12 protein-coding genes and 1 pseudogene are annotated in these 11369 nt (G+C 71.3%); 9 read left to right on the plus strand and 4 right to left on the minus strand.

The window, feature by feature from the left end; all coding sequences use genetic code 11:
• Positions 1–2: 2 nt before the first annotated feature.
• The 6 genes from QN357_RS03515 (at position 3) to QN357_RS03540 (ending at position 5377) form a co-directional block, all read left to right on the plus strand.
• Positions 3–1442 (plus strand): ferredoxin reductase family protein, encoded by a 1440-nt coding sequence (locus QN357_RS03515; RefSeq protein WP_323504558.1) that lies wholly within the window; start codon positions 3–5, stop codon positions 1440–1442.
• Positions 1439–1987, plus strand: coding sequence for an FMN-binding protein (locus tag QN357_RS03520; protein ID WP_323504559.1), 549 nt, complete (start codon positions 1439–1441; stop codon positions 1985–1987). The genes QN357_RS03515 and QN357_RS03520 overlap by 4 nt, the downstream gene beginning before the upstream one ends.
• A 125-nt stretch (positions 1988–2112) precedes the next feature.
• Positions 2113–3516 carry a ferredoxin reductase family protein gene (locus tag QN357_RS03525; RefSeq protein WP_323504560.1) on the plus strand — a complete coding sequence of 468 codons (1404 nt, stop codon included), beginning with the start codon at positions 2113–2115 and terminating at the stop codon, positions 3514–3516.
• Positions 3513–4070, plus strand: a complete 558-nt coding sequence (locus QN357_RS03530; RefSeq protein WP_323504561.1) for an FMN-binding protein — start codon at positions 3513–3515, stop codon at positions 4068–4070. Before QN357_RS03525 ends, QN357_RS03530 begins: the two co-directional genes overlap by 4 nt.
• 39 nt (positions 4071–4109) lie before the next feature.
• Positions 4110–4934: an FAD:protein FMN transferase gene (locus QN357_RS03535; protein WP_323504562.1), complete on the plus strand. Its 825-nt coding sequence runs from the start codon at positions 4110–4112 to the stop codon at positions 4932–4934.
• 164 nt (positions 4935–5098) lie between these two features.
• Entirely contained in the window at positions 5099–5377 is a 279-nt protein-coding gene (locus QN357_RS03540; protein ID WP_134449955.1) for a hypothetical protein, read from the plus strand.
• A 95-nt stretch (positions 5378–5472) separates the two neighbouring features.
• Here QN357_RS03540 and QN357_RS03545 read toward each other — a convergent pair whose 3' ends face one another.
• The gene (locus tag QN357_RS03545) at positions 5473–5952 is read right to left on the minus strand and encodes a MarR family winged helix-turn-helix transcriptional regulator (protein WP_134449956.1); all 480 of its coding nucleotides are present in this window, start codon (positions 5950–5952) and stop codon (positions 5473–5475) included.
• A 133-nt stretch (positions 5953–6085) separates the two neighbouring features.
• On the opposite strand from QN357_RS03545, the gene QN357_RS03550 reads away from it, so the two are divergent.
• Both QN357_RS03550 and QN357_RS03555 read left to right on the plus strand, forming a co-directional pair.
• Positions 6086–6727: an NADPH-dependent F420 reductase gene (locus QN357_RS03550; RefSeq protein WP_323504563.1), complete on the plus strand. Its 642-nt coding sequence runs from the start codon at positions 6086–6088 to the stop codon at positions 6725–6727.
• Between the two features lie 87 nt (positions 6728–6814).
• Positions 6815–7417: a DUF6518 family protein gene (locus QN357_RS03555; protein WP_323504564.1), complete on the plus strand. Its 603-nt coding sequence runs from the start codon at positions 6815–6817 to the stop codon at positions 7415–7417.
• Between the two features lie 2 nt (positions 7418–7419).
• Here the strand turns inward: QN357_RS03555 and QN357_RS03560 are convergent, their stop codons facing one another.
• Together QN357_RS03560 and QN357_RS03565 are read right to left on the minus strand one after the other, a co-directional pair.
• Entirely contained in the window at positions 7420–7821 is a 402-nt protein-coding gene (locus QN357_RS03560; RefSeq protein ID WP_323504565.1) for a DUF3054 domain-containing protein, read from the minus strand.
• A 15-nt stretch (positions 7822–7836) separates the two neighbouring features.
• Entirely contained in the window at positions 7837–8547 is a 711-nt protein-coding gene (locus tag QN357_RS03565; RefSeq protein ID WP_134449960.1) for a VIT1/CCC1 transporter family protein, read from the minus strand.
• A gap of 83 nt (positions 8548–8630) precedes the next feature.
• On the opposite strand from QN357_RS03565, the gene QN357_RS03570 reads away from it, so the two are divergent.
• Positions 8631–9593 carry an EamA family transporter gene (locus QN357_RS03570; protein WP_323504566.1) on the plus strand — a complete coding sequence of 321 codons (963 nt, stop codon included), beginning with the start codon at positions 8631–8633 and terminating at the stop codon, positions 9591–9593.
• Between the two features lie 142 nt (positions 9594–9735).
• Here the strand turns inward: QN357_RS03570 and QN357_RS03575 are convergent.
• Positions 9736–11369, minus strand: a pseudogene (locus QN357_RS03575) (hypothetical protein); the annotation flags it as partial.

Below are 11369 nucleotides of genomic sequence, written 5' to 3' on the forward strand. Positions count from 1 at the left end.
ACATGAGCCTCGACACCAGACCCCTGCGCCTCCAGCAGCGTCTCCCCGAGACGACGCACACCCGCCGTCAGCCCGCCCCACGCGTCAACCCGAACTACCCGAGACGGATGCGCCTCGCCGACACCCTGCAGGTGCTCTGCATCGTCTCGGTCGCGCTCGCCGTCGCCCTCTTCCTCGGCTCCGGTGGGGCCGCCCGCTTCGGCACCCCCGCGGACGCCCTCACCTCGATCGGCATCGTCACCGGCCTCGTCGGCACCGACCTGCTGCTCGTGATGACACTGCTCGCCGCCCGGCTGCCCGCGATCGACCGCGCATTCGGCCACGACAGCGCCATGGCGCTGCACCAGTCCCTCGGCAAGCCGGCCCTCTACCTGATCCTCGCCCACGCGGTCTTCCTCATCATCGGGTACGCCCTCTCCAGTGAGGTCAACGTGTTCGCCGAAACGTGGAGCATGCTCACCCAGATGCCGGACATGCTCCTGGCCTTCATCGCGCTCGGCCTGCTCGTGCTCGTGGTCGTCACGTCGCTCGTCATCGTGCGCCACAAGCTGCCATACGAGGTCTGGCACATCGTGCACCTGCTCTCGTACGTCGCCGTGCTCGCCGCACTGCCGCACATGCTGACCGCCGGTACGGTCCTCGTCGCCGGCTCGCCGCAGTGGTACTACTGGCTCGCCCTGTACGTCGGCGTGGCCGGATCCATCGTGGTCTACCGGGTTGTGCTCCCGATCGTGCGGTCGCTGCGCTCCCGGCTCGTCGTGGCCGGCGTCGATCGTGAGGCGCCCGGTGTCGTGTCGATCCGCCTCTCCGGCCGCCGGCTTCACCACCTGCAGGCGACAGCAGGCCAGTTCTTCATCTGGCGGTTCTGGACGCCAGGGCAGTGGTGGCAGGCGCACCCGTTCTCGCTCTCCGCCGCGCCGGCCCACAACTCCCTCCGGGTCACGGTGCGCGCCCTCGGTGACGATTCGACCGACCTCGCCTCGGTGCCGGTCGGGACCCGGGTGAGCTTCGAAGGCCCGTACGGGTTGTTCACCGACCGGGCCAGGACGAGCCCGCGGATCGTGCTCGTCGCCGCAGGCATCGGCGTCGCCCCGATCCGGGCGCTCCTGGAAACGGCGACATTCGCGCCGGGCCAGGCGACCGTGCTGTTGCGCTCGCACTCCGTCGCGGACAGCTACCTCGTCGACGAGATCGCCGAGCTCTGCCGCGTGCGGGGAGCCGACTTCCGGATCATCGCGGGCAAGCGTGCGCCCGGAGCCCACAGCTGGCTGCCCGGTGACGCCGTCAACGCGCGGATCTCCCTCAGAACCCTCGTCCCGAATCTCAGCGAATCGGACGTCTACATTTGCGGTCCACGGCGGTGGACCGACGAGGTCGTGCGGGATGCCCGCTCGGCCGGTCTACCCACGCAACAGATCCACTTCGAAAGGTTTGACTGGTGAGAAAACGAGCAGCGGCTGCGGCCGCAACAGCGTCCCTGTCCGTACTGGCAATCGGGTGGCTGGTCGGAACACCGGCCGTCGCCTCCCTGCAGAACACCCTGGGCGGATCCGCGACGGATGCGACGGTGTCTGCCGCCGCATCCGCCCCGGCCGTTTCGACCCCCACGGCCACGGCCACGGCCACGGCCACGGCGCCGGCGGTCGCCACCGCGACTCCGACCGCGACCGCGACGGCTACCCCGGCCGCGGCCGCCCCGGCGGCCGGCGTCACCGGAACCTTCACCGGTTCCGTCGTCGCCACCCGGTTCGGGAACATGCAGGTCTCCGTCACGATCGCGGACGGCACGATCACCGACGTCACGGCGCTCCAGCTGACCGACAAGGATTCCAAGTCGGTCCAGATCAGCAACCGGGCCGCCCCCGTGCTCAAGGCCGAAGTGTTGAAGGCACAGTCCGCCGCGGTGGCGAATGTGAGCGGCGCGACCTACACGACCCAGGGGTACCTCACCTCGTTGCAGGCGGCGCTCGACGCCGCCGGGTTCTAGCCGAGTGCATCCGTTTCGCCGGGCAGAGGGGAACCTGTGAACTCGTGCAGCGCACATTGGCGACGCACAGGTTCCTCTCAGGTCCTCGATAGAGATTCATTGGATTCGCCGGGGATGCTCACCTTATGAGCCTCGACACGCGCGCACGCCCGCACCAAGCCAGGCCGCGCATCCACCCGAACTACCCGCGGCGGATGCGACTGGCCGACAGCCTGCAAATCCTCGCGGTGGTCTCGGTGGCGCTCGTCGTCGCGGTCTTCCTCGCCGACGGGGGAGCGGCCAGGATCAGCACACCCGCCGACGCCATCACGGCACTCGGAATCGTCACCGGGCTGGTCGGCACCGACCTCCTCCTCGTGATGATGCTGCTCGCCGCGCGGCTACCCGCGATCGACAGGGCGTTCGGCCACGACAGCGCGATGGCGCTGCACCAGTCGCTCGGCAAGCCGGCGCTCTACCTGATCCTCGCCCACGCCGTGCTGCTCACCATCGGGTATGCGCTCGTGCAGCCCGCCGGGTTCTTCGACGAGGTCTGGATCATGTTCTCGTCGCTCCCGGACATGCCGCTCGCGTTCCTCGGGCTGGGCCTGCTCATCGCCGTCGTGGTGACCTCGCTCGTCATCGTGCGGCACAAGTTCCGCTACGAGGTGTGGCACCTCGTGCACCTGCTGTCCTACGTCGCGGTGCTCGTCGCGATTCCGCACCAGCTCAGCGTCGGCACCCTGTTCCGCGAGGGTTCGCTGCAGCGCTACTACTGGCTCGCCCTGTATGCGGGCGTTGCCGGGTCCATCATCCTCTTCCGCTTCATCGTCCCGATCGTGCGCTCGCTCCGTGCCCGGCTCACCGTGGTCGGAGTCGACCAGGAGGCTCGCGGGGTCGTCTCGATCCGCCTGTCCGGCCGTCAGCTGCGCAGCCTCAAGGCGAAGTCCGGGCAGTTCTTCATCTGGCGGTTCTGGACCCCCGGGTTGTGGTGGCAGGCGCACCCGTTCTCGCTCTCTGCCGCGCCGACCGGCTCGTCACTCCGCATCACCGTCCGCGGGCTCGGTGACGCGTCTTCCACGCTGCCCCGCCTGCCCGTCGGCACCCGGGTGAGCTTCGAAGGCCCGTACGGACTCTTCACCGACTTCGCCCGCACCTCGCCGCGGATCGTCCTGATCGCCGCGGGCATCGGGGTCGCCCCGATCCGCTCGCTTCTGGAGACCGCCACCTTCGCCCCCGGGCAGGCGACCGTGCTCCTCCGGTCGAGCACTGTCGACGACACCTACCTCGTCGAGGAACTCGCCGCCCTCTGCCGCGCCCGCGGCGCCGAACTGCGCATCATCGCCGGCAAGCGTGCCCCCGGAACCAGCAGCTGGCTCCCCGGCGACGCGGTCCAGGCCCGGATCACCCTTGCAACCCTCGTGCCCAAGCTCCGTGAGGCCGACGTGTACATCTGCGGGCCACGCAAGTGGACGGACGAGGTCGTGCGGGACGCCCGGTCGGCAGGCCTGCCGACCCGGCAGATCCACTTCGAAAGGTTCGACTGGTGAGGGCCCGCGCAGTCAGCCTGGCCACCCTGGCGTCCCTGTCCGTGCTCGCAGTCGGCTGGCAGGTCGGCGCCCAGGCGAACGCCTCGATGCAGGCGCTCTCGGCGCCGCAGGCCGCGCCCGCGACGATCCCGGCTCCGAGCGCCGGCCCGGCAACGCCGACGCCGGCCGCCTCAGCACCGGCTGTGTCCGGTCCGGCGACGACGTCTGCCGGTTCCAAGGCCACCGCTCCGACAGCGGCGGCTCCTGCTCCGGCGGCGCCTGCCCCGGCGGCCCGGCCGACGGGGACCTTCACGGGATCATCCGTGCGGACCTCTTACGGCCCCGTCCAGGTCTCCGTCACGATCGCCAACGGCACGATCACCGAGGTCACAGCCCTGCAGCTGACCAACGACGGCGGCCGCTCCGTCGCGATCAGCGCGCAGGCCGCCCCGATCCTCCGCTCCGAGGTGCTCTCCGCCCAGTCCGCGAAGGTCAGCAACGTCAGCGGAGCCACGTACACGACGAGGGGCTACCTCACCTCGCTGCAGGCTGCGCTCGACACGGCCGGGTTCTAGATCGTGCACCCGGCAGGGGGCGCCGCTAGCGTTGGCGTCATGGACGCGCAGACCTTCGAGACCATGGGCACCGTCGTGAGCCTCCGCATCGGCAGCACGGCACGCGGCGGCGCCACGCGTGACGGCGGACTCGGTGACGGCGGGACCCGCGCCGTCACCGAGGCCGTCACCGAGGCCGCCGCCCCGGACGCGGCCCTCGCCGCCGTCCGCACGGTGTTCACCCGCTGGGACGAGCGTTTCAGCCTGTACCGGCCCGACTCGGAGATCAGCAGGATCGCGCGGGGGGACATCCGTCTCACCCAGGCGAGCGCCGAGCTACGGGACTGCTACGCGATCGCGCTCGACTGGCGCGTCCGCACGGACGGCGTCTTCACGCCGCACCGCGCCGACGGCGTGCTCGACCTTTCCGGGGTCGTGAAGAGTCTCGCGATCGCGGAGGCGGGGGAGGCCCTGCGGGGTCTCGGACTCTCGGAGTGGTCGGTCAATGCGGGCGGCGACCTGCTCGTGAGCGGCGACCAGTCACCGGGCCAGGACTGGGTCGCCGGAATCGTCGACCCGGCAAGCCGGCATGAACTCCTGGCCTCCGTGCCGCTCGTCGCTCCGGTGCGGGCCGTCGCGACCTCGGGAAGTGCCGAGCGCGGCGAGCACATCTGGACCAGCGCGGGCGGCGGACCCTCGCCGTACCGGCAGGTCAGCGTGATCGGTCTCGACATCGTGACCGTCGACGTGCTCGCCACCACGATCATCGCGGGCGGCGATGCGGCACTGGGCCGCAGCATCGAGACCTTCCCGATCGAGGTCCTCGCGGTCCTGCGGGACGGTTCGCTCGTCGCCACAGCCGGGCTTCGCTCCGGCCAGAGCTGAGCCGCCGGAGGGTTCCCGAGGGTTCCGGACGGTTCCGCACCGATTTCCATCGGTTGTGCACAGGGACGACCCGGCCCTTGTCGGTGGCGGGGCGGGAGCGTACCGTTGCTCGCGCGGGGGCACCCAGCGGGGGACGTCCCTCTTCCGACGAGGAGGCAGCCACAATGAGAATTGACCCGGACGGGCTCTGGCCACGGCGAACGGACTCCGGCAGCGACGGTCTCGACGAAGACCGCGACATCGACGACGTCGAGCTCACCCTCGAGGAGGACCTGGTCCCGGAAGACGACCCGGACGATGATCTCGACTGGTCGATCGACGCTGACGACCGCGTCGTCGACCAGGACGACGAGGACGAGGACGACCGCGGTGTCGACGAGCACAGCATCATCGACATCGATGATGCCGAGGAGTTCGACGACGTCGACGACTACGAACGGTAGACCGGGACGCACCGGGGACCGCAGAGCCTGAACCCGCCGTCCAGCCATGCCCGGCTCGGGCATGGCTGGACGGCGGCGGGCTCGGCGGTGCCGGCTCAGCTCGGGCGGAGCAGGCGGTGGTCCGGGTCGAGGGTGCCGAGCAGGCTGCCGCAGATCTCGGAGAGTTGGCTGACCTGACCGGGCGTCAGGGAATCGAAGACGACCGAGCGCACCTCCTCGACGTGGCCGGGCGCGCTCGCGACGACCTTGGCCCAGCCGGCCTCGGTCAGCTGGGCGATCGAGGTACGGCCGTCGCTCGGCGAGGCGCACCGGGTGAGCAGGCCCTGGACTTCGAGCCGGGCGATCACGTGCGACAGGCGGGACAACGATGAGTTCGTGCGTGCGGCGAGCTCGCTCAGGGCGAGGGAGCGCTCAAAGCTCTCCGAGATCATCGCGAGCACGTAGTACTCGAAGTGGCTCAGCCCGGCATCCCGTTTCAACTGCGTCTCGAGTCGCCCCGGCAGGAGCATGGTCACGGCCATCAGGCGCAGCCAGGCCTCGCGTTCGTCATCTGTCAGCCAGCGCGGTTCCGTCATGCCGAGAATTCTACCGGTTAACTTGACGGTTCAACCAAAGAGTCGTAGTCTTTAGTTGTTGCTTCAAGTAATTGTGACGGGAATCCCGCCGGAGGCAGCATCCATCTGACACTCTTCCGGAGGAAAAACAACTATGACGAACATCACGATCATCGGCAGCGGCAACATGGCTCGCGGCATCGGCACCCGTGCCGTCATCGCCGGAAGCGGCCTCCAGATCCTTGATCGCGACCCGGCCAAGGCTGCGTCCCTCGCCGCCGAGCTCGGCGCCCAGGTCACTTCGGGCACTCTCACCAGCCCGCTCGCCGGCGACATCGTGGTGCTCGCGCTCCCGTTCGACGCAGCCAAGGAAATCGTCACCACCCTCGGTGCCGCCCTGTCCGCCAAGACCGTGATCGACATCACCAACCCCGTCGACTTCAGCACCTTCGACTCCCTCGTCGTCGCCCCCGGCACCTCCGCCGCCGAAGAACTTGCCGCGCTCGCCGCGCCCGGAGTGACCATCGTCAAGGCGTTCAACACGACCTTCGCCGGTGCCCTCGTCGCGGGCACCGCCGCGGGCCTCCCGCTCGACGTGTTCATCGCCTCCGACTCCGACGAGGCGAACGCGACCGTGTCCGCCTTCGTCACCGCCGCCGGCCAGCGTCCGATCGTCGTCGGCCCGCTGCGTCGTGCCCGCGAGCTCGAGGGCTTCCAGTTCCTCGTGATGACCCTGCAGGCCAACCCGGCCTTCGAGGACTTCAACTGGAACACCTCGCTCAAGGTGCTCGTCTAACCGAATGATCCCCGCCACAGCCAGCGCCCGCATCCGCGGAGCGCTGGCTGTGGCGTTTTAGGCGGGTCGGGGACCTAGGCTGGGCCCGTGACCTCCCTCGACCCGTTGCCGAGCCGCCGGGCTGTCTGGTATCTCGTGGCTGCCGCCGCGGGAGTCACCGCCGGGGCGCTCGCCCGGCTGCTGTTCGCGGTGCTTCCCACGCCCTGGGACACCCTCGCGAACACGAGCGCGCTCTGGGGCCTCGTGCCGTTCCTCGTCACCGCCGGGTTCCGGGTGCACGGCAGGGCCGCGGCCGGAGTCGGGGCGGTCGGTCTGCTGACGATGGTCTCCGTGTGGGTGCTCCTGGCGCCGCAGCCGGCTCCGCCGCGCATCCTGCTGCTGTGGGGCGCCGTCGGCGTCGCCGCAGGGGCGTTGTGCGGATGGGCCGGCGCGCTGGCCGGCAGCCCCCTCGCGGGGCAGCGGATCGTTGCCGCGGCGATCATCGGAGGGCTTGTCCTCGGCGAGGGCCTGTACGGCATCGTGCTCATCGGCGGCCCGCAGTGGTGGTGCGAGGCCCTTGCCGGAGCCGGGTTCGCCGTCGCCTGGGGCGTGACACTGCCGGAACGGATGCGCGCGCTCGGCACCGCGGCGCTCGTCGCGGCCGCGCTGTTCGCGGCCTTTCTCGGCTACGACGCGATCGCGGCCGGCTGAGGCTACTGGACCTGCGTCGAGGCCCGACGACGTGCCTGGATCCGGCGCACGAGCACCGCGATGCCGCGCCAGCCGACCAGGAACAGACCGAGCACGATCGCCGTCACGACGATGAAGCTCGGCTGAACGCCCTGGCCGCTCACGACCCGGAGCAGCAAACCGCCCGCGACCGTCCAGAGCCAGACACCGAGCCCGGTGTAGACGATCCGCTGCGGTGCGTGCCAGGCGCGCATGATCAGCCAGCCGATCGTGAGGCCGCCGAGGAACGGCCACCAGGTCGTCAGCACGCCGAGCAGGTCCTCGCCGTGGCTCGCGCGGCCGATCGCCGAGAAGACGAGCACAAGGGCGGCGTCGATGCCCGCCGCGAGCAGAGCGGATGCTGGGAGCGTGCGTGGTGAGGACATGGCACCAGCCTACGGTCAGACCGAGGTGCCGATCAGGCCGCCGATCGCCCAGGTCACGCCGAGGGCGAGCAGGCCTCCGACGAGGACACGCGAGATCGCGCGGCCGCGGGGGCTGCCGCCGAGGTAGGCGCTCAGCCAGCCGGTGACCACGAGGGCGACCGCTACGGCCAGGAACGTGGCAGGCAGCCGCCACGCCGGCGGTGGCAGCAGCACAGCGAGAAGCGGCAGGATCGCACCGACGGTGAACGCGAGCGCGGACGCGAACGCCGCGTGCCACGGGTTCGAGAGTTCCTCAGTGCCGATGTGCAGTTCCACCTCGAGATGCGCGGCGAGGGCATCGTGCGCGGTGAGCTCGTCGGCGACGCGCCGGGCCGTCTCCACGCTGAGCCCCTTGGCCCGGTACATCTCGGCGAGCTCGGCGAGTTCCTGCTCCGGCAGGTTGGCGAGCTCCCAGCGTTCCTTGGCGATCAGGGTGCGCTCGGTGTCGCGTTGGCTGCTCACCGAGACGTATTCGCCGAGGGCCATCGAGATCGCCCCGGCGAGGAGGCTCGCGACTCCGGCGATCAGGATCGCCGCGGAATCCGGGGTGGCCGCGGCGACGCCGACGACGAGTGCGGCGACGGAGACGATGCCGTCATTCGCGCCGAGCACACCGGCGCGCAGCCAGTTGAGCCGTTCGGCGTGGCCGGGGGCGTGCGGTTCGATGCCGTGATCGAGTTCAGTCATGCCGGAAGTCAAGCAGCCCCGGGGCGTTCGCGCTACTCGCGGAGGCGCGGGTCCGCCCCGATCCCGTCGCACCCCTGTCCGCCGTGCCGATTCTCCGCGCCCCGACCGTTCGTGGTGCGTCGATCCCGTACGTCGCATTGCCGTGCCGGGCCGTCGTGCTGGAGGATGGACTCGTGATCCTCGTGGTCGTGCTCACGCTCGCGTCCGCGTTGTCCTATGGCGTTTCGGATTTCTTCGGAACCCTCGGCGCACGGCGGTTCGGAGTGATGCCCGCGACAACCCTGACCTACCTGTGGGCGACGGTCGCGCTCGTCGCGGGCCTCCTGGTCGTGGGCGGGACCTGGTCGGAGAGCGCCGTGTTCTGGGGTGCGGTCTCGGGGGTGGCGGCTGTCGTCGGCTTCGTTCTGTTCTACAAGGCGCTCACCGTGGGTCCCGTGAGCGTGCTCTCCCCGGTGATCGGCCTTCTGGTCGCCGGTGTGCCGGTCGGCGTCGCGACCGTGGGCGGCACGCGGCTCTCGGGTGCGGCCTGGGTCGCCGTCGGTCTCGCCCTCGCGAGCGCGGTGCTGGTGTCGACCTCGCGCCGCGACGGGAGCGTGCGGGTGTCCCGGCAGGCCTGGATCGTCGGTATCGGTTCCGGGATCGCGTTCGGCCTGTCCGTCGTAGCGCTCTCTTTCGCCCCCGGATCCGCCGGGCTGGTCCCGGCATTCGTGGAGATCGCGCTCGGCCTCCTGCTCCTCGTGGCGCTCGGGATGTGGCGCCGCAGGTCCGCCGGCCGGCGCCCGTTCTCGCTGGGTCCGCTTCGGTCGGCCGGGACGCGCTGGATCGCCGGGAGCATGGTCGCCGGCGTGTTGCTCGGCATCGGGGACGCCCTCCTGCTCATCGCCCTGTACTCCGGCAACCTCGCCGTGGTCGGCGTGCTGGTCGCCCTGTATCCGGTTGCGACGATCCTGTTGTCGATCGCGGTCCTCGGGGAACGCCTCACGCTGCCGCAGTCCATCGGCGTCGGCACCGCCCTCGCCTCCTCCGCCCTCTTCGCGCTCGGCTGATCCCCGCATCCGCCCGCCGGGCCGACGACGGCTCCGGCCGAACGCGCCAGTTGCGCCGCTTCGCGCCAGGCATGCCTGGCGGGCACCGGCGCAACGGGCGCGCACGAGGCGGAAGGCCGCGCGGGCAGATGCGCGGCACAGGCTAGCCGGGAGGGGCGGTGCCGGCGAGGTCGGCGAGGGCGTCGTGGTACTGCCGGGTGCGGTAGTACTCTCCGTGGGTGCCGACCGCGCCCGTGTACCCGCTCGTATCGATCTCATCGGCGAACCGGTCGATCGGGTTGCCCGGCGCCCGGTTCGACCAGGCCGGGAAACCGAGCGGATCGGTCGCCCGCCACAGGCTGATCCAGCGCCGCACCGGCAACGCGGCAGCGGGCGAGGCCGCTTCCGGCACGGGCGGCGTCGCCAGCGCGTCGGCCAGCCACGGGTCCGTGCTCCACAGCCGGGGGCGCAGGCAGGGCAGGGTGCCGAGCACGTCCGGCCCGAGGATCTCGGGAAAGAACCGCCCGAAGTACGGCCGCACCTGCACGCCGAAGCTCAACAGCGTGACCCGGTCCCGCCGCGCCGACCAGTCCGGGTGCGCGGCGAGGGAGAAGAGGGCGGCGACCGCGACGACCGCGCCCATGCTGTGTGCTGCGAGCACGACCTCCCGCTGGCGCGGTGGTGTCCCTTCCTCCCTGCCGTCCAGCCACCAGAGCACCCGGCGGCAGACTTCGGGGACGGCCCGTTCGGTGTAGCAGGGGGCCCCGAGCGGATGCCCGGCGCGCGGCAGGAAACAGGCGAGGTCCCAGACGATCGCGAGCGGCCTCGTCGCCCGCCCGGGAGCCGGGGGGATGATGAGCCCGGCGAGGACGAGCACGGCGACGCCCGCCCATCCGGCCATCGACACGTCGAGCCACGCGAGCAGCCAGGGCGGTGCGGTGATGCCGCCGGTCGGGACGGACCCCGGTGCCGTTGCCGCGGCATCCGCCGGCAGCAGTCGGGGCACGACGGCGGTGAGAACCTCGGTCGCGAAGAGGGCGAGGAAGCCGGCCGAGGCGACGATCCCGGTGACCGGTTCGACGAGGTGCAGGCGAGCCGCGAGCGCGCGCTTGCGGTCGCGCACGGGGCGGAGCAGCGTCACGAGTTCGGCCTCGGATCCCGCCGGCATCGGGGTCTCGCCACCGGGGACGCCCGGGCCGTCGGGTCCACCGAAGCCGGGGTCTCCCGCGTGGCCGCCGTCCGCTCCCGCGGCGTCCGTTCCCGTACCGTCGCCGGACCCGGGCGAGAGGTCGTCCGGGCTCCACTCCGCGACGCGGGGGCCGACCCGGCGCGGCCGGATCAGGGCGCAGGCAACGGAGAGCGCCGCGACGGCGAGGAGCGCGAACGCGAGCCCGCCGAACCACGGGTACACGCCCGGCACGGTCAGGAGGGGCGTCGCCGGCGACCCTGCGGCATTCGTCGGCGCACCGAGGAGGGCGCTCGCACCGGCCCCGCCGTTCAGCCAGGTGCCGACCCCGACGGTGAGGAGGCTCGACAGGATGAGCCCGATGGCGAGCGCGAGGGTCAGGAACACGGCGGGCGCGAGGCCGTGCCACGCTTCGAACCGGAGCCGGCCGCGCGGGGCGGGGTAGCGGAACACGGCGCTCGCCACGACGCAGGCGAGCATAACGCCGAGGAGTGCGAGCAGCGTGATCGAGGAGACCGGGGAGACGGAAGCAACCGCGGCTGCCGTGCCCTGGGCCGATCCGGGGGTCGCCGCCCCGTTGTCCCCAGGGGCGGGCGGGGCGAGCCCGAGGA

This window comes from Cryobacterium sp. RTC2.1 (assembly GCF_035018685.1).
GTDB classification, from domain to species: domain Bacteria; phylum Actinomycetota; class Actinomycetes; order Actinomycetales; family Microbacteriaceae; genus Cryobacterium; species Cryobacterium glucosi.